At 68.9% G+C, this 19,125-nt stretch carries 15 protein-coding genes; 8 read left to right on the top strand and 7 right to left on the bottom strand.

Annotated elements, in window-relative coordinates:
- Positions 1-24: 24 nt before the first annotated feature.
- From MTBUT4_RS13135 to MTBUT4_RS13120, 4 genes are all read right to left on the bottom strand, one after another.
- Positions 25-492 (bottom strand): prepilin peptidase, encoded by a 468-nt coding sequence (locus MTBUT4_RS13135; protein WP_254434856.1) that lies wholly within the window; start codon positions 490-492, stop codon positions 25-27.
- Positions 493-574: 82 nt separating this feature from the next.
- Positions 575-766 (bottom strand): Flp family type IVb pilin, encoded by a 192-nt coding sequence (locus MTBUT4_RS13130; RefSeq protein ID WP_173980136.1) that lies wholly within the window; start codon positions 764-766, stop codon positions 575-577.
- Between the two features lie 315 nt (positions 767-1,081).
- Entirely contained in the window at positions 1,082-1,762 is a 681-nt protein-coding gene (locus tag MTBUT4_RS13125) for a Crp/Fnr family transcriptional regulator (RefSeq protein WP_173980135.1), read from the bottom strand.
- A gap of 73 nt (positions 1,763-1,835) precedes the next feature.
- Positions 1,836-3,602 (bottom strand): SLC13 family permease, encoded by a 1,767-nt coding sequence (locus tag MTBUT4_RS13120; RefSeq protein WP_173980134.1) that lies wholly within the window; start codon positions 3,600-3,602, stop codon positions 1,836-1,838.
- Positions 3,603-3,755: 153 nt separating this feature from the next.
- On the opposite strand from MTBUT4_RS13120, the gene MTBUT4_RS13115 reads away from it, so the two are divergent.
- The 4 genes from MTBUT4_RS13115 to MTBUT4_RS13100 all read left to right on the top strand — a co-directional run bounded on the left by MTBUT4_RS13115 (position 3,756) and on the right by MTBUT4_RS13100 (position 7,376).
- A complete protein-coding gene (locus tag MTBUT4_RS13115) occupies positions 3,756-5,078 on the top strand; it encodes a hypothetical protein (protein ID WP_217424170.1) in 1,323 nt (440 codons plus the stop codon).
- Complete coding sequence (locus MTBUT4_RS13110) at positions 5,075-6,169, top strand: DUF892 family protein (protein ID WP_173980133.1); 1,095 nt, start codon at positions 5,075-5,077, stop codon at positions 6,167-6,169. Before MTBUT4_RS13115 ends, MTBUT4_RS13110 begins: the two co-directional genes overlap by 4 nt.
- Before the next feature lie 77 nt (positions 6,170-6,246).
- Positions 6,247-6,651 carry a DUF2382 domain-containing protein gene (locus MTBUT4_RS13105; RefSeq protein ID WP_173980132.1) on the top strand — a complete coding sequence of 135 codons (405 nt, stop codon included), beginning with the start codon at positions 6,247-6,249 and terminating at the stop codon, positions 6,649-6,651.
- The gene (locus MTBUT4_RS13100; RefSeq protein WP_173980131.1) at positions 6,648-7,376 is read left to right on the top strand and encodes a YsnF/AvaK domain-containing protein; all 729 of its coding nucleotides are present in this window, start codon (positions 6,648-6,650) and stop codon (positions 7,374-7,376) included. The genes MTBUT4_RS13105 and MTBUT4_RS13100 overlap by 4 nt, the downstream gene beginning before the upstream one ends.
- A 666-nt stretch (positions 7,377-8,042) precedes the next feature.
- On the opposite strand, the gene MTBUT4_RS13095 is transcribed toward MTBUT4_RS13100, so the two are convergent.
- Complete coding sequence (locus tag MTBUT4_RS13095) at positions 8,043-11,234, bottom strand: DUF3971 domain-containing protein (RefSeq protein WP_173980130.1); 3,192 nt, start codon at positions 11,232-11,234, stop codon at positions 8,043-8,045.
- Positions 11,235-11,309: 75 nt separating this feature from the next.
- Here MTBUT4_RS13095 and MTBUT4_RS13090 point away from each other — a divergent pair, with 75 nt between their 5' ends.
- The 4 genes from MTBUT4_RS13090 to fsa all read left to right on the top strand — a co-directional run bounded on the left by MTBUT4_RS13090 (position 11,310) and on the right by fsa (position 16,382).
- Entirely contained in the window at positions 11,310-14,294 is a 2,985-nt protein-coding gene (locus tag MTBUT4_RS13090) for a bifunctional [glutamine synthetase] adenylyltransferase/[glutamine synthetase]-adenylyl-L-tyrosine phosphorylase (RefSeq protein ID WP_173980129.1), read from the top strand.
- 75 nt (positions 14,295-14,369) lie between these two features.
- A complete protein-coding gene (locus MTBUT4_RS13085; protein ID WP_173980128.1) occupies positions 14,370-14,849 on the top strand; it encodes a peroxiredoxin in 480 nt (159 codons plus the stop codon).
- A complete protein-coding gene (locus tag MTBUT4_RS13080; protein ID WP_371737910.1) occupies positions 14,840-15,640 on the top strand; it encodes a ferritin-like domain-containing protein in 801 nt (266 codons plus the stop codon). Before MTBUT4_RS13085 ends, MTBUT4_RS13080 begins: the two co-directional genes overlap by 10 nt.
- A gap of 85 nt (positions 15,641-15,725) precedes the next feature.
- A complete protein-coding gene (gene fsa / locus MTBUT4_RS13075; RefSeq protein ID WP_173980126.1) occupies positions 15,726-16,382 on the top strand; it encodes a fructose-6-phosphate aldolase in 657 nt (218 codons plus the stop codon).
- A gap of 259 nt (positions 16,383-16,641) precedes the next feature.
- Here the strand turns inward: fsa and MTBUT4_RS13070 are convergent, their stop codons facing one another.
- Together MTBUT4_RS13070 and MTBUT4_RS13065 are read right to left on the bottom strand one after the other, a co-directional pair.
- Positions 16,642-18,327 carry a ribonuclease J gene (locus MTBUT4_RS13070; protein ID WP_173980125.1) on the bottom strand — a complete coding sequence of 562 codons (1,686 nt, stop codon included), beginning with the start codon at positions 18,325-18,327 and terminating at the stop codon, positions 16,642-16,644.
- Positions 18,328-18,330: 3 nt separating this feature from the next.
- Positions 18,331-19,107: a type III pantothenate kinase gene (locus MTBUT4_RS13065; RefSeq protein ID WP_173980124.1), complete on the bottom strand. Its 777-nt coding sequence runs from the start codon at positions 19,105-19,107 to the stop codon at positions 18,331-18,333.
- Positions 19,108-19,125 lie beyond the last annotated feature (18 nt).

The following is a 19,125-nucleotide window of genomic DNA, read 5'->3' as shown; positions in this document are numbered from 1 at the left end:
TGGCGCCCACCCGATGCCGGCGTCTCAGCCGGCCAGCCCCGACATGCCCGCCCGGGCAATCCAGTCCGCCCCGGCGGCGGCGATGGCGACGCCGTAGGGCAATTCCGCGCTGCGCGCCGCGCCGCCGGGAAGCCGGCGCAGCACCAGCACCACCACGGCCAGGATGCCGCCGGCCAGCGCCATCACCACCAGGAAGCGGGGCATGCCGGCGAAGCCGACGAACAGCCCCAGGGCGGCGGCCAGCTTGGCGTCGCCGCCGCCCCACAGGCCCTTGGCGAACAGCACGAAGCCGCCGGCCAGCACCACGGCGGCGGCGGCGAGATGGGTCAGCGGCAGCGCGCCGAGGGCGGCGAGCCCGGCGAAGGCGGCCGCGGCCAGCAGCGGATCGCGGTCGGGGATGCGGCGGCACCGGAGATCCGACACCACCGCATCCACCAGAGCCGCCCCCAACACCGCGAGCCCGATGATTTCCGCCATCCCCGCCATGCCCATGCCCTTTCCCAAAAAGCGAAAGCGCCTCCCGGCCGGACCGGGAAGCGCTTTGTCACGCGGCGACCCGGCCGGCGGGATTGTGTCAGTTGGCGCTCTGCGCGGTGGTGAGGTCGGTGCCGATGCCGGTGAACATCTGGTTCAGCGCGGGACCGGCCACCTGGGCGCCGGCGACCAGGGCCAGCGAGATGAAGGCGGCGATCAGGCCGTATTCGATGGCGGTGGCGCCCTGTTCGTTGCGGGCGAAAACACGGATCAGCGTGCGGATCGAGGTCATGGTCAGCTCCTGTTGCTCGGATGCCCCGCCTGGGGCTGTTCGTTCATTTCCGGGATCGGGGCCGGCCCTTCGGCCTTCGCATCCCCTCCCCATCCACGAGAACAGGTATACCTCTTCACAGAACTTGCATCAATAAAAAATGTGGCCTGCGTGGCATTTTTATTTACGCGTTGCATGTTTTATTTCAGATTTTTTTTGTTGGTTGTTTGGATTTTCTTTATGCGTATCTTTCATAAAATTGCATCGAATTTTGCGCGGAATCAAAAAGGCCGCCGCCCCCGGGGGGGACGGCGGCCGCTGTAGCCGGAAAACCGCTTATGCCCGCGCCATCAGCTGCAGGCGCGGCCAGTCGCTGATCACCAGGCCGATGCCGCGCCGGCGCACCACGCCGTCGCGGGCCAGCTCGCCGATGGCCTGGGCCACCGTCTCGCGCGTGGTGCCGACCCAGGCGGCAAGCTCCTTGTGATTGGGCAGGTCGGCGATGATCCAGGCGTCGGGCTTGCCCTGCTCGGGTTCGGCCAGGCGCACCAGCTCGCCGCAGATGCGCTGGGTCTCGCTGGTGGTGGCCAGTTCGGCCACCCGGTGGTCGAGGGCGCGGACGATGCGGGTCAGGCGTTCGAGCACCCTGACCGCCACCTCGGGATGGGCGTGCATCACCTCGAGGAAGGCGGGACCAGGCAACGAGGCGAGCCGCGCCGCCTGCGTCACCACCACCCGCGCCGAACGCCGGAGGCCGTCGATGGCGGCCAGTTCGCCGAAATAATTGCCGGCCACCACATCGGCCAGCGCGATATCGCAATCCGCCCGCTGCGTCAGGATGCGGACGGCGCCGGTGACGACGAAATAGACTTCCAGGGTGTCGCTGTCGCGATCGAACACCTGATCGCCGACCTCGAAGCGATGCCAGGTGCAGCGGGCCTCGATTGCGGCAAGGTCTTCGGGCGTGAGACCGGCGAACAACGCGAAGCGGGCCAGTCCCTCTTCGGTCTTGGTCATGGCAAATTCCTAAACCGGCGCCCATCCGCCGGCGCCGATTATGGCCAAAGCCGGGGCACCGGCGCAACCTCCGTCACGGCGGCCACAGCAGGACGATGAGCGGCGGTGCCAGCACCGCCACCATCACCGACAGCGGCAGGCCGAGATGCCAGTAATCGGAGAAGCGGTAACCGCCCGGCCCCATCACCAAGGTGTTGCACTGGTGCCCGACCGGGGTCAGGAAGTCGCACGCCGCCCCCACCGCCACCGCCATCAGGAAGGGATCGGGATTGGCCTCGACCTGGCGGGCCAGCGAAGCGGCGATGGGGGCCAGCACCAGCACGGTGGCGGTGTTGTTGAGAAAAGGGGTGACCGCCATGGCCGCCAGCAGAATCGCCGCCACCGCCCCCAGGGGCGGCAGCCCTTGGACCGAATCCGCCAGGGCGGCGGCGATCAGGCCGGAGCCGCCGGTCCGCTGCAGCGCCTCGCCGATGGGGATCAGGCAGCCGATCAGTACCAGGATCGGCCATTCGACACGGTCGTAGGCGTCGGTGAGCTTCAGCGCTCCGGTGGCCACCATGGCCACCGCCGCCGCGAAGAAGGCGGCCGCCACCGGAATGACGCCGCTGGTCGACAGGGCGATGGCCACGCCCAGGATCGCCACCGCGCGCCAGGCATGGGCCGGGCGGTCGAGATCGATGCGCCGCTCGGCCAGCGGCAGGCAGCCGAGAACGCCCAGCAGCGTCGGCATGTCCTCGGCATGGCCCTGGAATACCAACAGGTCGCCACGGCGCATACGGGTGTCGCGGATGCGCTGGCGCACCGGTCGGCCGCGCCGCGACAGCGCCACCAGATTGAGCCCGAAATGATCGCGCAGGCGAAGATCGCGGGCGGTGGCGTTGATCAGCGCCGACCCCTCGGTCACCACCGCTTCGGCCACCGCCACCTCGTTGCCGCTGGCCGCCTGGGGAATCTCGGTGGCGCCCGGAACCTCGAGCTTGGCCCGCATCACCAGGCGCTTGAGGGCGGTTGCGTCGCAGCGCAGCACCAGCACGTCGCCGCCGAACAGCCACCAATGGCCGGCCGGGATATAGCGCCGGCCGCCGTCGCGGATCACCGCGCAGATGGTGACGTCGCCCTCGCCCGCCTCCTCGAGCGCCTCGACGGTCTTGTTGACGAAGGGGGACGCCGTCGGCAGCAGCATCTCGGAGGTATAGTCGTCGACCATGAACGGCTGGCCCGCGCCACCGCCCCTGCCCCGGGGCAGCAGGCGCCAGCCCACCGACAGGAAGGCCACTCCCAGCACCGTCAGCGCCAGCCCCAGCGGCGTGAACGAGAACATCCCGAAGGGGGTTCCCAGCATCTCTTCACGCATGCGCGAAACGATGATGTTGGGGCTGGTGCCGATCAGGGTGCAGATGCCGCCCAGCAGCGAGGCGAAGGCCAGCGGCATCAGCAGCCGCGACGGCGGGGTGCCGTGGCGACGGGCGAGCTGGATGGCGACCGGCAGGAAGATGGCCAGCGCCCCGACGTTCTTCATCACCGCCGACAGGATGGCGACCGCGCTGCCGAGCACCACCACCTGCCGGGTCACCGAGTCCAGGCGGCCGGAAATGCGTCCCAGCAGCAGGTCCACCAATCCGGACCGTTCGATGCCGGCGCTGACGACCAGGGCCGAGGCGACCAGGATGACGATGTCGTCGGAAAACCCGGTGAACGCCTCCTTGACCGGCACCACGCCGATGGCCACGCCGACCACCAGCGCCGTACCGGCGACGATGTCGTAGCGGAACCGGTCCCAGATCAGGAACCCCATCACCCCCGCCAGCAGGGCGAAGGTTGCGAGCATTTCGGCGGTCATGCGGGCCCTCCCGTCCTCGGCAAACAGGGCGCGGCGCCCGCGGTTCTGGGGCAATCCCTCGTCATGGCTATTCACCATGCCCGGCCCGGGTGCGGAACCTCGCCGCGCCCCTCCGGGTTGGTTTGGCATCATTCCAATCCGGAGCCCCGCCCCATGGCATTCAATCCCTTGCAGGAACGCGGCATTCCGCTCGACCGCCAGATCCGCAACTGGTCCGAGCTGAACACCACCCCCTACCGCAAACAGGACGTTCACCCCTACAGCCGCTGCCGCGGCATCGTGATGAACGGCATCGAGGTCGAGGCGGTGATGTTCTCGCACCAGATGAACCGCAACACCCTCGACCCCGAGGTGAAGAAAGCCCTGGCGACGGTGCGCCGCGTCGAGGCGCAGCAGCAGAAGGCGATCAACTGGCTGATCCCGGGCGACGAGAGCACCCTGGAGGTCACCATCGGCTACGAGCAGGTGGCGGTCGATCTCACCGCCTGGGCGGCGCAGCACGAGCCCGACCCCTATCTGCGCCAGGTGTACGAATTCGGCCTGCTCGAGGATTTCGACCACCTCTACCGCTACGCCAACCTCTACAGCCTGCTGCAGGGCAAGGACGCCCAGTGGCTGGTGGACGGCCTGACCGAGATCATGCCGGGCCGCCCCACCATCTTCGAGCACCGTGACCCCGCCGACGAGATCCGCCGCCCCATGACCAGCCTGGCCGCCGATCCGCAATCGGTGCTGAACGCCATGACCGTCACCGCCGCCGAACAGCAGACCATGAACTTCTACATGACCATCGGCAACCGCTTCACCGAGCCGCTGGCCCGCGCCACCTATCTGGAGATCGGCCTGATCGAGGAGCAGCACGTCACCCAGTACGAATCCATCCTCGACCCCACCTGCACCTGGCTCGAAAATCTGCTGTTCCACGAATACAACGAGTGCTGGCTGTACTACTCCTTCATGGAGACCGAGCCCGACCCCAAGGTCCGCGCCCTCTACGAGCTGCACCTCAACATGGAGATCGAGCATCTGCGCATCGCCTGCGAGATGATGCGCCAGATCGAGAAGCGCGACCCCGAGGCGATCCTGCCCAAGTCCATCGACCGGGTGATGACCTTCCAGGAGAACAAGGCCTGGGTGCGCCAGATCCTGGCCGACCAGGTCGATCTGACGGCCAAGGGCTCGCAATTCATCAACATCGCGGAACTGCCGGTCGACGACGCCTATTACGCCTATCAGGCCCGGGTCAACGAGGGCGGCTGCCCGACCGAGCAGGTCATCGCCGAGACGGCTTCCGCCAAGGGCGACGAGTACCGCCTGGAGACCGAGGGCGAGCACCCGGTCCCCGGCCTGCGCCGGCCGGATGCGCGCAAGGGAGCATCGACGGAATACGCCCGCTGCCTGTTCAACGAGCCGGGCGGCTTCCCCCACGGTGCCTCCCCCACCCTGCAGCAGCCCCCGGCGGGAGGCCCGTCATGAACGCCGCCATGCCCCTGATCGCAGATCGCGGCATGGGCGAGCCCATCTCGCTCGCCGCCATGCTCGCCGCCGGCAAGAAGGTGGCGCCGGAGGCGGTTTCGCTGCTGATCCAGGACCACCGCGAGGCCGTCGCCTTCTTCGACTGGTACCAGCACTGCTCCGACCCGGTTGAAAAGGCCGAGGTGGCGCGGCGCCTGTGCACGGCGCTGCGCGCCCACATGACGGTCGAGGAGGAGATCTTCTACCCCGCCGCCCGCCAGGCCACCGGCGACGACGGCATCGTCGACCATTCCATGGCGGAGCACGACGAGGCCCGCCAGCTGATCGACCATATCGAGGCGCTGGTCAAGTCCGGCGGCGGCGACGACGATTCTGTGGCCGAACTGCGGGAAGTGATCGAGGACCACGTCGCCGACGAGGAGGAGAAGATGTTCCCCGAGGTGCGCGCCGCCGGCCTCGACCTCTATGACCTGGGCTGTCGACTGGCGGCGCGCCGGGGCGAATTGCTGTTCGAACTGACCGGAAAGGAGATCGCCATGGCCGACGCCCCCCTGCACATGGACAGCCCGCAGATTCCCATCGCCGCCGACCAGGCCCTGCCGCTGTTCGCCGACGGCCTGCGCAACGCCCACGCCATGGACAAGAACTGCCGCGAGATGCTGGAACGCCAGGTCGATCGGCTGGAGAACTACCCGGCGGTCAAGAACCGCCTCAGCCTCCACCTCAAGGACAAGGACGCCCAGTTGCAGCGGATCGAGACCATCCTGGACGACATGGGCGAATCGCCCTCGACCATGAAGGACATGGCCGGCAGCCTGGGCGGCAACCTGTCGGCCATGATGAACGCGCCGGCCGAAGACGAAATCCTGAAGAACTCGGCCGCCAACTACGCCATGGCCAACCTGGAGATCGCCACCTACGAATCCCTGCTGGTGCTGGGCGAGGCCGCCGGCAAGGTCGACGCCATCCGGGTGCTGCAACAATCGTTGAGCGAGGAACGCGCCATGGCCAACTGGCTGGCGGAACACCTGCGCGAAACCGCGGTCATGTTCATGAAGGTGAAAAGCGAGGGCGGCCAGGCCAGCCACTGAAGCGATTCCGGGTGCCGCCCCCCGTGGCGGCGCCCGGCGTTGGCCTTAACAACTGCATACCACCGAGATTGCTCACCATGGCCGAAGACAAGCAGATCCTGGCCTCGCAGCCGGTGGTCGAGGAAACCGTCCACCTCTCCACCAGAACCGTCCCCACCGCAACCCTGCGCGTATCGACAACCACGGAACACGCCCGGCAGCACGTGGAAACGCCGCTGGAGATCCAGGACGTCTTGGTGGAGCGAGTGCCGGTGGGGCGCTGGGTCGACGGCGCGTTGGCCCCCCGCCAGGAGGGCGACACCACCATTTTTTCCGTGGTCGAGGAGGTGGCCGTGGTGGAGAGGCGCTTCCGCTTGATCGAGGAGGTCCGGGTCACGCGCCGGACGCGCTCGGAAACCTTCGCGGCCGATATCGACCTGCGGCACAACCGCGTCTCGGTGGAACGCACCGAAATGAAACCCAACCCGAAAGGACGCCAATGACCAATGTCATCGGACTTTACGACAATCCCGAGAAGGCCCGGCAGGTGATCAGCCAGCTCGCGCGCAAGGGCATCAACGAAGACGAGCTTGAATTGATCGCCCAGGACGAAGAGGACCTGGAAGGCCATCTCGGCGGATTTGGCATGAGCCAGGAAAACGTGCGGCTCTATGCCGAGGCGGTGCGCCACGGCAAGGCCATGGTGAGCGCCCACACCGACGACGAGCATGTCGACGAGGTCAGGGACCTCTTCAACGCGAACGGCGCGCTCGATGTGGACGAGCTTTCCCGCCAATTCCAGGCGGACGACAAGGCGAAGCAAGACCGTCCGAAACAGGTCTCGAAGGACACCGAAGTCATCCGCCAGGTCGAGGAAACCCTGACGGTTGGCAAGCGCAAGGTCCTCGAGGGCGGCAAGCGCGTCTCCACCACGGTCCGCGAAGAACCCGTGGAGGCACGGGTCACGTTGCGCGAAGAGAAGATCGATGTCCAGAAGCACCAGTCCGACCGCGCACTGAGCGCAAAGGAGGCCAACGCCGCCTTCAAGCAGCAAACCCGGGATTTCACCGAGACCCGCGAGGTTCCCGACGTGAAGAAGGTGACGCGCGAAACCGGCCGGGTCGAGATCACCCGCAGCGCCAGCGAGCACGAGGAGGTCATCAAGGAGACCGTGCGCAAGAGCGAGGTCGAAACCGAAGACACCAAGCCGGAGGCGAAGGGCCGGTAATCGGTCCGAAGGGCAGGCGCGACCAGCGGTTCCTTTTTCGCCTGTCGGCACGGAAATTCATAAGACAAGCCGGATGCTATCAGGTTGAATCGCGAGGCGATCCAACCTGATAGCTGACCAACCTGATAGCTGAATCGCACTCTAGACCCAGGATGTCGTGCCGGCGTGCCGTCCGATCAACGATGCACAAGACAACTCAGACTTACAGGTAACTCAAAGATCGTGTTGAACGCCCACCAATTATTCCAGCATTTCTTGCCAAACAGGCATGGCACGCGGCACCGCGCCTCCGCCCGGGCTGCTTTCGGCTCTTGAACTCTGCCGCCGCGGCCCCGTGCGTTTCCCCCTTTGCCATCCAACCCGCCGCGCTATAAACCTCGGCTCTTGGCAAGCCCAAGACCCGCGCAGCCGTAGCTCGGCTGGATCGGCATCACGGAAATTGGAGACGGCCACTGGCTGGCCCGCTTCGCCGATATCGATCTCGGTATCATCGACCGTAGGACCATGAAACTTCACAGCTTTCGGCCGGCGCGCCCGCCCCGCCCCAAAGCACCCGCAACCTCGCCGGTGTCAGCCATGTATCCGGTATGAGGTGTCAGGGATCTATCCGCGTGCTCAGGCACCAGCCCCCCACCCTGCCTCTTCCATGGGGAGGGGGACGTGCCTTTACTGCTTCGGCGCCGGGCCGGGGCGCTTCTTGCGCGCCTCGGTCTCGCTGCCGTCGTCGAAGATGTCGAACAGGTTCCTGAGGAAACCCGGGGTCAGCACGCTCAAGGGGTTGACCACCACGTCCGGCTCCGATGACGGCCCCTTCATGGAGAAGTTGAAGGCCAGCAGTCCGCCGCCCTTCTCGCCGCCGGTGATCAGCCAGCCCAGCACCGGAATGTTGCCCAGCACCGAGTTCAGCGCATAGGCCGGCACCACCGTGCCCTCCAGGGCCAGGCGCGAGGCTTCCAGGTCGATCTGGCCCTTGGCGGTGATGCCCAGGGCCGGGCCGTAGGCGCGGGCGTCCTTCACCGTCAGCAGCCCCTCGGACAGGGTGAAGGGGGCGTCCAGGGTGGTGAAGCTCACCCCCTCGCCCTGCATCAGGTCGACGATGCCGGTCAGCGCGGCGACGGTCAGCAGCCGCGCCAGCGCCGGGGCGTTGCCGATGTGGTAGTCCGACACCCGGATGGTGCCCGACAGCGGCTGGTCGTCGCGGGAATCGTCATAGGCGGCGTCCACCTCGAGCTTGCCGCCGCGCATGTGGCCGTAGGCGTCGAAGGCCCGGAGCACGCCGCCGGCATCGTCCGAGGCGATCTTGACATTGCGCCGGTTGGGACCGCCGGGGCGCAGCTCCAGCGCCAGCGGCTTGCCCGAGTCCAGCGTGCCCTTGACGGTCATGCTGCGCCAGTCGGTGGCGTCGCGGCTCATGGCGACAGAGGCATCGACCAGGCGGCCCGGCTTGGACAGCCACAGATTGCGCACATTGGCGGTGATGGCCATGGGCGGCAGGTCGTCCTTCTTGCGCTCGGCCCGCGCCCGACGCGCCGCCTCGGCCTCGGCCGGGGTCTGCTCGCCGGTCGAGACCAGCGGCTCGGCGTTGAAGGACTCGCCCCTGGCGCTGATGTCGAAGCCGCCGCCCGGGCGCAGCGTCATGACCCCTTCCACGTCGGTGCGGCCGCCATAGCTCAGCTTGGCGAAGTCCACCCGGCGCGGCTTGCCGTCGCCGTCGAAGGCCACCGCGCCGCGGGTCTGCAGGTCGCCGGCGGTGACGGCGAAGCGCGGCACCGCGGCGATCCTGTTCTTCACCAGCTTGACCAGAACCTCGGCGCCGCCGGTGGTGCGGTCCTCCTTGCGCCAGCCCAGGCCGGGCAGCTGCATGGCCGCCGGGGACAGGTCGATCTTGGCCTCGATGTCGCCGTTGCCGCCGCCCTGCAGGGTGGCGACCACCTGCGCCGCCACCGTGCCGGAGATGAAGGGGGCGACGAAGGGCGGGCCGTCGAGGCCCAGGCTCTTGCGCTGCTCCTCGTCGACGCGGGCGGCCTTGAGCTCGTAGCGGGAGCGGAAGGGCACGCCCTTGACGGCGAAGTTCTCGCGCCAACTCAGCTCGCCGGGAATGGTGCCCAGCACCACCGGGCCGGTGGCGTCGAGGCCCTTGGCATCGACCACCAGGTCGAGATCGGCGGCCGAGAGGTCTAGCCCCAGCGCCACCTTGGGGATCGACACCGCCTTGGTCGAGGATTGCACCTTGACCGACAGATCGTCCAGCCGCAGCGCCTTCAGCAGCGGGAATTTCAGGCGCAGCCGGGTGACCGCCTCGCCGGTCACGGTCTTGGGGTCGATGCCCAGCGCGCTGGCATAGCGCAGCGGCGGGTTGTCGATCAGCCTCAGCGCGTCGGTCACCGGGCCGCCGACGGTCAGGTCGATGTCGGCGAACTGGTCGGCGGCGCTGAGGCCCGACAGCACGATCAGGCCTTCCTTCACCCTGAGGCCGTAAAGCTCGCCGGCCTTGACGTTGATGCGCAGGGCCTCGGCGTCGAAGCTGGCGACGGCGGCGGCGTTCTTCACCACCGGCATGGGGTGGAGGTAATCGACGGTGACGCCGTCGCCCTTCAGCTCGCCCGACAGGTGCCCGATGACCAGATCGTCGAAGGTGCCGTTGGCGGACCGCGCCGACAGGGTCATCCGCGCCTCGCGGGCGACCCCCTTCGACATGTTCTTCACCACCCATTCCCGCGGATTGGGCGCCGCCGCCGCCGGCCACAGTTTGGGCAGCTCGTCGAAGGGCACCTCGTGCAGCGCCGCCTCGACCTTGACCGCGGTATCGCCGCCCAGGCCGTCGGCGTTTCCCGACACGGTCAGGCGCGGCCCGCCGAAATCAATGGCCAGTTCGTCCAGCTGCGCCTTCCTCAGGCCCTCGTAGGCACGGCCGCGCAGGGCCACATTGGTAACCTCCCGGCGCATGCCGAGATGCTGGGTGAGGTCGAGCGATCCGGCGCCGCCGGTCATGTCGAAGGCGATTTCGTCCACATGGCCGTCGATGGTGCCCCGCACCCGCGCCACGCCGGCCAGCGGCATGTCGATGAGGCCGAGCGGGGTCAGCGCCCCGCCCAGGCGGGCCAGCGAGGCCGGACGCAGGCCGGACAGCCACACCTCGCCCTCGACCACGCCGCTGGCCTTGGCGAAGGTGGCGCTGGCATCCACCGAGCCCTCCTCGCCGGCGAGGTCCAGCACCATGCCGATATCGGCGGCCAGCCCGTGCGCCACCCGCCGGACCTCGATGTCGGCATCGGGGGCGTGCCAGGTGGTGCCCAGGCGCAGGTCCTCGACCATCAGATCGGCATCGACCACCGCGGCGCGCTGCAGATGGCGCCCCGGCTGGGCCGGATCAGGCTCGCCCACCAGCGCGTCGATCAGGCGCGCCACCACGTCGTGCGACGAATGCGGCCCGGCCGCGTCGCCGATGCCCAGTTGCAGGGCGCCATCCTCGCCGCGGACCAGGCGCAGGCGCGGCCGGTACAGGGTCACCGAACTGGGCGCCAGGACGCCGGTCATCAACGCGCGGCCGTTGAGGTTCATGGCGACTTCCGGCACCTCGGCGACCGCCTGCTCGGAGCCGCCGGCATAGGCCTTCACCCCGAGGGCGCGGATTTCCAGCATGCGCTGGCCGGGGGCCATGGCCAGCACGGTGGTGTCGAGCCGCACCGAAACCGCGCCATCCCTGGCGGTCAGCGCCTCCTCGATATAGGGCGTCAGGAAGTCGAGCGAGATCGGCCCGGTGGACAACCGCCATGCGAGCAGGGGCAAGGCGATCAACAGGCCGACGACCGAGACACCGATCAGCTGGAACAAACTGCGGACGGCGCCGTGAACCACTGGCGTAGGGCCTCCAAGACCACCTTGACCGGCAGGGCCGGTTTGACGAGTGTGAAGCAATCACAACGCCCGGGGATGCACAAGGTGAAGTTTCCATTCGATGAACAGGACTTGCCGGGCATCGCCGACGCCGCCCTCGCGTCGCGCGGCTTCGAGCAATGGTCGGAGCACGCGGACGAAGAGGAGGATGCCGGCCTCGCCCAATACATGCGCGCGATTTCCGGCGATACCAGGGCGGCCCGCCTGCTCGCGGCGATCTTCGGCAATTCCCCGTTCCTGACCCGGGCGGCGGTGCGCGAGCCGGCCTTCCTGCGCCGCCTGCTCGACGACGGTGCCGATGAGACCTTTCCCGCCCTGTTGGCCGAGCTGGCCGCCGAGGTGGCGGCCGAGACCGACATGGCCCGGCTGATGCGCGCCCTTCGCATCGCCAAGCGCCGGGTGGCGCTGCTGGCGGCGCTGGCCGACATCGCCGGGGCCTGGGACCTGGCGCGGGTGACGGCGGCGCTGTCGGACTTCGCCGAGGCGGCGACCCGCCACGGCGTGCGCTTCCTGCTGCGGCGCGAGGCGGCGAAAGGCGAATTCGCCCTGCCCCATCCGGACGACCCCGAGCGCGGCTCGGGTCTGGTGGTGCTGGGCATGGGCAAGTTCGGCGCCGGCGAGCTGAACTATTCCAGCGACATCGACCTGATCGTGCTCTATGACCACGAACGGCTGGCCTATACCGGCCGGCGCTCGCTGCCGGAATGCATGATCTCGCTCACCAAGGACCTGGTGAAGATCCTGGATGAGCGCACCGCCGACGGCTACGTCTTCCGCACCGACCTGCGCCTGCGCCCCGATCCCGGCGCCACCCCGGTGGCGGTGTCGCTGGTGGCGGCCGAGGCCTATTACGAGGGCTACGGCCAGAACTGGGAGCGGGCCGCCATGATCAAGGCGCGCCAGGTGGCCGGCGACGACGAGGCCGGCGCCGCCTTCCTGCGCTTCCTCAGGCCGTTCATCTGGCGCAAGTCGCTGGACTTCGCCGCCATCCAGGACATCCATTCCATCAAGCGCCAGATCAACGCCTATCGCGGCGGGCGCACCATCGCGGTGGCCGGCCACAACATCAAGCTGGGCCGCGGCGGCATCCGCGAGATCGAGTTCTTCGCCCAGACCCAGCAGCTGATCTGGGGCGGCCGCGATCCGGCCATGCGCTCTCCGCGCACCCTCGATTCCCTGGCGGCGCTGGCCGCTTCGGGGCGCATCGATGCCGCCGCCGCCGAGCAGCTGACCGAGGCCTACCTGTTCCTGCGCCGGCTGGAACACCGGCTGCAGATGATCGACGACAAGCAGACCCAGACCCTGCCCGATTCCCCCGAGCGCCTGGGCGAGCTGGCGGTGTTCATGGGCTTCGCCGGCAGCGACGAATTCGCGGCGGCCCTGACCCGCCGGCTGCAGATCGTGGAGAGCCATTACGGCGGCCTGTTCGAGGACGCCCCGGCCCTGGGCGTGCACGGCAACCTAGTGTTCACCGGCGGCGAGAACGATCCCGAGACGATGCGCACCATCGGCGAGATGGGCTTCGCCAGCGCCGAATCCATCTGCTCGACCATCCGCGGCTGGCACCACGGGCGCATCCGCGCCACCCGCTCGACCCGCGCGCGCGAGCTGCTGACCGAGCTGACCCCGGCGCTGCTGTCGGCCATGGCCGGCACCGCCAGCCCCGACGACGCCTTCATGCGCTTCGACGACTTCCTGTCGCGCCTGCCGGCCGGGGTACCGCTGTTCTCGCTGTTCTATTCCAACCCGTCGCTGCTCGACCTGGTGGCCGAGATCATGGGCAACGCCCCCCGGCTGGCCGAGCACCTGGCGCGCCACACCTCGCTGCTCGACAACGTGCTCTCGCCCAGCTTCTCGGAACCGCCGCCGCCCGCCGACGAGCTGGGCGTCGAGTTGGACCGGGCGCTGAGGGAGGCGGCCGGCGACTTCCAGGAGATCCTCGATACCAGCCGGCGCTGGGCCAACGACCGCAAGTTCCAGGTCGGGGTCCAGGTGCTGCGGACCATGCTGGCCCCGGACGCCGCCGCCGCCGCCTATTCCGCCGTCGCCGACGCGGTGCTGGCGCGCATGGTGCCCCGCGTCGAGGCCGAATTCGCCCGCATCCACGGCCGCGTGCCGGGCGGCGAATGGTGCATCCTGGCCATGGGCAAGATGGGCGGACGCGAGATGACCGCCACCTCGGACCTCGACCTCATCCTCATCTACGACGCCCCCGAGGGGGCCGAGGACTCCGACGGCGCCCGCCCGCTGGCCACCGCCACCTGGTACGCCCGCATGACCCAGCGCATCGTCAACGCGCTGACCGCCAAGACCGCCGAGGGCACGCTGTACGAGGTCGACATGCGGCTGCGGCCCTCGGGCAGTTCCGGCCCCATCGCCACCAGCTTCGCCTCGTTCGAGCGCTATCAGCGCGAATCCGCCTGGACCTGGGAGCACATGGCGCTGACCCGCGCCCGCGTGGTCGCCGGCGACCCCGCCTTGTCCGACCGGGTCGAAGCGGTCATCACCGAGACCCTGACCCGGCCGCGCGACACCGAGCGCCTGGTGCTGGACGTCGCCGAGATGCGCGAGCGCATGGCGCGCGAGCACAAGACCGACAGCCGCTGGGAGGTCAAGCACCGGCGCGGCGGCCTGGTCGACATCGAGTTCACCGCCCAGTGGCTGCAATTGCGCTTCGGCGCCGACCATCCCGCCGTGCTGGCCCACAACACCCGCGACGCCCTGGCGGCAGCCGCCGCTGCCGGCCTCATCTCGGGCGGCGACCTCGACGCGCTGGTGGCGGCGTGGCGGCTGTGGTCGGCGGTGCAGCTGGTGCTGCGCCAGACCATCGCCGGCGCCTTCGACGAAGCCACCGCCCCCCGCGGCCTCAAGGACGTCCTGGTCCGCGCCGCCGGGCTGACCGACTTCAAGACCATGGTCGATCGCATGGACGACTGCGCCCGCGACGCGCTGGAGGTGTTCGAACGCCTGGTCGGCGAGCCGGGGCGGCAGGTGCGCGCCCGCCTCGGGCCGGAAGGTTAAAGTTACCTTCACTTTACAATTCGGTTTCCGCCTCTATACAACGGGCCGACAGGTCTAACCCGCAAGGACAGCCCCATGACAGCCGTTCTCGGCCAACCCGCTATCGGCCAACCCGCCCCCGGCTTCACCGTCGAGACCGACGAAGGCCCGCGCAGCCTTGCCGACTACGCCGGCAAGCGGCTGGTGCTGTATTTCTATCCGAAGGACGATACCTCGGGCTGCACCTCCGAGGCGCGGCAGTTCCGCGACGAATACCTGCGCCTCGTGGTGAACAAGGCCGAGGTGCTGGGCGTGTCCAAGGACACCGTCACCAGCCACATCAAGTTCCGCGCCAAGCACACCCTGCCCTTCCCGCTGGCCGCCGACGTCGATGGCGCCCTGTGCGAGGCCTACGGGGTGTGGAAGGAGAAGTCCATGTACGGGCGCAAGTACATGGGCATCGAGCGCTCCACCTTCCTCATCGACGAGGCCGGCGTGCTGGTCCGCGAATGGCGCAAGGTCAAGGTCTCGGGCCACGTCGCCGAGGTCCTGGACGCACTGCACGCATTGGGGTGAGCGCCACCCTGTCGGCGGCCGCGGTGACGGTGCTGGGCACCGCCGCCGCCTTCGAGAAATGCCGCCTGACCCGCGCCTTCGCCGCCGACCGGGCCGAGGGCCGGCTGGCGGCGCCGGGGAACGAGGCGCCGCCCCCGCGCCCGGCGCGGCCCGAGCGCCCCGTCCTGCTGGCCCCGCGCGAGATGCCCAAGCGCGCCTATGGCGGCGAGAAGGGGCGCATCGGGCTGATCCATGCCCTCGCCCATATCGAACTCAACGCCATCGACCTCGCCTGGGACATGGTCTGCCGCTTCTCGGCCGAGGCGATGCCGGGCGCGTTCCTGGACGACTGGGTCCGGGTGGCGCTGGACGAGGCCATCCATTTCGAGATGCTGGCCGGCCTGCTGCACCGCCTCGGCGCCGCCTACGGCGACCTGCCGGCCCATGACGGGCTGTGGCAGGCGGCGGAAAAGACCGCCGACGACCTGATGGCCCGCCTGGTGGTGGTGCCGATGACGCTGGAGGCGCGCGGCCTGGACACCACTCCCACCACCATCGAGCGGCTGACCCGCAACGGCGACGACCTTACCCCGCCGGCGCTGGAGGTGATCTACCGCGACGAAATCCGCCACGTCGCCGCCGGACTCCGCTGGTTCCGCTTCCTCGCCGAGCGGAGGGGACTGGACGGGAAGGCCGAATACCACCGGCTGATGGCGGACCGCTTCCCCGGCGGCCTCAAGCCCCCCTTCAACCACGACGCCCGCGCCGAGGCCGGCTTTCCCCGCGACTGGTACGAACCGCTGGGGCGGTAGAAAGCGCCCTTGACGGCGCCGCCCGCATGGGTAGGCTGTCGCCCGCCTGAACGAACAGCCCGCCCGAACGAAGAGAGTGCAAGCCATGAAATTCTTCATCGACACCGCCGAGGTCGCCGACATCCGCGCCCTGGCCGAGACCGGCCTGGTCGACGGGGTGACCACCAATCCCTCGCTGATTGCCAAGTCGGGGCGCAACATCCTGGAAGTCATCTGCGAGATCTGCGACATCGTCCCCGGCCCCATCTCGGCCGAGGTCGCCGCCACCGATTTCGAAACCATGCTGGCCGAGGGGCGCAAGCTGCGGGCGCTGCGTCCCAACGTGGCGGTCAAGGTGCCGCTGACGGTGGACGGGCTGAAGACCTGCAAGGTGCTGGCCGACGAAGGCACCAAGGTCAACGTCACCCTGTGCTTCTCGGCCAACCAGGCGATCCTGGCGGCCAAGGCCGGTGCCGCCTTCGTCTCGCCCTTCGTCGGGCGCCTGGACGACATCGGCCAGGACGGCATGCAGCTGATTTCGGACATCGTCGAAATCTATGCCCAGTACCCGGAATGGACGACGGAAGTGCTGGTCGCCTCGGTGCGCAGCCCCATGCACGTCTCCGACGCCGCCCGCCTGGGCGCCCATGTGGTGACCATGCCGCCTTCGGTGCTGAAGCAGATGTACGGCCACCCGCTGACCGACAAGGGCCTGGCCGCCTTCACCGCCGACTGGGCCAAGACTGGCCAGAGCATCCTGTAGGCGGGGCCCTCAGGGGCCGTCGGTTCGGGTCTTGCCGCATCCGTAGCCTCATCCTGAGGAGAGCGCCTCAGCGCTCGTCTCGAAGGATGGGGCGGGCCATGAACAACGTGCGACGGGCCTCGCCCTTCAAGACGCCGCCTGCGGCGGCTCCGCAGGATGAGGCCCGAATGAGGCGTCGGAGCTGTGCGCCGGAAATTCACGCTGGGCACCCGTGTCTCATCAGGCCCGGCGATGCGACCCGGCTACCCGCTGCCGCACCCTACACCCGGACCAGATGCACCGTGGTGATCGGCTTGTGGCCCAGCATCTCCTTGAGCTGGCGGCGCACGGCGCGGCGGATGGCTTCCTTGGCGGTGTCGTCGTCGAGGCGGGCGGCCGCCGGAAGGTTTTCGAAGGCGTCGCGGGCGGCTTCCACCACCAGCTCGTGCTCCTCGGCGAAATGCTCGGAATCCAGCAGGCCCAGCGCCGTCACCTGGGGATCGCCGAGCAGGCGGCCCTTGCGGTCCACCGCCATGGTGCATACCGCCGAGCCGTTGAACACCATGCGGCGGCGGTCGCGGATCAGCTCGGAATCCAGGCGCACCAGGCGCGGCCCGCCCTCCAGCGCCTGGCCGTCCACCGCCAGCCGGCCGGTGGGGATGTGATCGACCACCTCGACCGGGCCGGGGGCCAGGCGCACCATGGCGCCGTTGTCGATGGCCAGGGTCTCGGCGACGCCGCAGGCCCGCGCCAGGGCGCAATGCTCGCGCACGTGGCGGGCCTCGCCGTGCACCGGGATGGCGATGCGGGGGCGGACCAGCTGGTACATGGTCTGCAGTTCCTCGCGGGCGGGATGGCCGGAGACGTGGATGTGGCACTCGCGCTCGGTGACCAGCTCGACGCCCAGGCGCACCAGCTCGTTCTGCAGGCGGAAGATGGACTTCTCGTTGCCGGGGATGACGCGGGACGAGAACAGCACCGCGTCGCCCGGCCCCAGCTTGACGTGGGGATGGTCCTGGGCGGCGATGCGGGCCAGGGCGGCGCGCGGCTCGCCCTGGCTGCCGGTGCACATGTAGAGCACCTTGTCGGCCGGCACATAGGCCGAATCGTGGTCGGTGAGAAAGGGGCGGATGCCCTTGAGATAGCCCAGCTCGCGCGCCGCCTTCTCGATCCGCCACAGCGAGCGCCCCACCAGCGCCACCGATCGCTCCGCCGCCTCGGCGGCCAGGGCGACGCTTTCCATGCGGGCCACGTTGGTGGCGAAGCAGGTGACGGCGACGCGGCCGGTGAAGCGCTGCAGCAGACCGATCAGGTTGGCCCGCACCTCGCCCTCGGAGCCGGAATGGCCGCGGCTGAAGACGTTGGTGGAATCGCCCACCAGGGCCAGCACACCCTCGTTGCCGACCCGGCGCAGCGAATCCAGATCGGCCGGGCCGGAGATCAGCGGATCGGGGTCCAGCTTCCAGTCGCCGGTATGCAGCACGGTGCCCGCCGGGGTGCGGATGGCCAGGGCGTTGGGCTCGGGGATGGAATGGGTGAGGCTGATGAATTCCAGGTCGAATGGCCCGACCGAAAAGCGCGAGCCCGGATTCACCACGGTCACCGGCACCTGGCGCTGCAGCCCGACCTCGTGCAGCTTGTTCTTCAGGATGGCGGCGGCGAAGGGGCTGGCCCAGACCGGGCAGCGCAGCCGCTGCCACAGATAGTGGATGGCGCCCACATGGTCCTCGTGGCCATGGGTGACGACGATGCCGACCAGGTCGTCGCGGCGGTCCTCGATCCATTGCGGATCGGGCATCACCACGTCGATCATCGGCATGGATTCGTCGCCGAACGACACGCCGCAATCGACGATCATCCACTTGCCGTCATAGCCGTAGACGTTGAGGTTGGTGCCGATCTCGCCCGACCCGCCCAGGGGCAGGAAGAACAGCTCGCCGGCGCCGCCGGTCTTCTTGCGCGCCATCGTCTACTCCAGCCGGGCGTTGCGGCGCTGGATCTCGACCAGGCCGCGTAGGGTAAGGTCGTCGTCCAGGTGATGGATGACCGGCGTCGCCTCGGCGAACAGCGGCGCCAGGCCGCCGGTGGCGATCACCGTCATCGGCGCCCCGAACTCGGCCTCGATGCGGCCGACCAGCCCCTCGATCAGGCCGACATAGCCCCAGAAGATGCCCGACTTCATGGCCGGCACGGTGGCCTTGCCGATCACCTGCTTGGGTCGCCCGATGGCCACCCGGGGCAGCTTGGCGGCGGCCATGTGCAGCGCCTCCAGCGACAGATTGATGCCGGGCGCGATGGCGCCGCCGCAATAATTGCCTTCGGCATCGATGACGTCGAAGGTGGTGGCGGTGCCGAAATCGATGACGATCATCGGCCCGGTGTAGAACTTGTGCGCCGCCACCGCGTTGACCAGGCGGTCCGCCCCCACCTCCTCGGGCCGGTCGAGCAGCACGGCGATGCCCAGCTGCACGCCCTCGTCGCCGACCACGATGGGCTCACAGCCGAAATAGCGCCGGCACAGGGTTTTCAGCGAGAACACCATGGCCGGCACCACGCTGGCGATGATGGCGGCCGAGATGTGCTCGCGCCCCAGCCCGGCGGTGGTCAGCAGCTGCATCAGCCACACCCCCAGCTCGTCGGCGGTGCGCTCGGTCTGGGTCGAGGCGCGCCATTCGCCCTTGACCTCGTCGCCGTCGAACACGGCGAAGACGATGTTGGTGTTGCCTGCGTCGATGGCGAGCAGCATGGCGGGAAAAGCCTTTCG

Origin of the sequence: Magnetospirillum sp. UT-4, from assembly GCF_902729435.1 — a bacterium.
Taxonomy (GTDB): domain Bacteria; phylum Pseudomonadota; class Alphaproteobacteria; order Rhodospirillales; family Magnetospirillaceae; genus Magnetospirillum.
The sequence above is the reverse complement of the archived record's forward strand: the minus strand, read 5'-3'. Positions and strand labels throughout refer to the sequence as shown.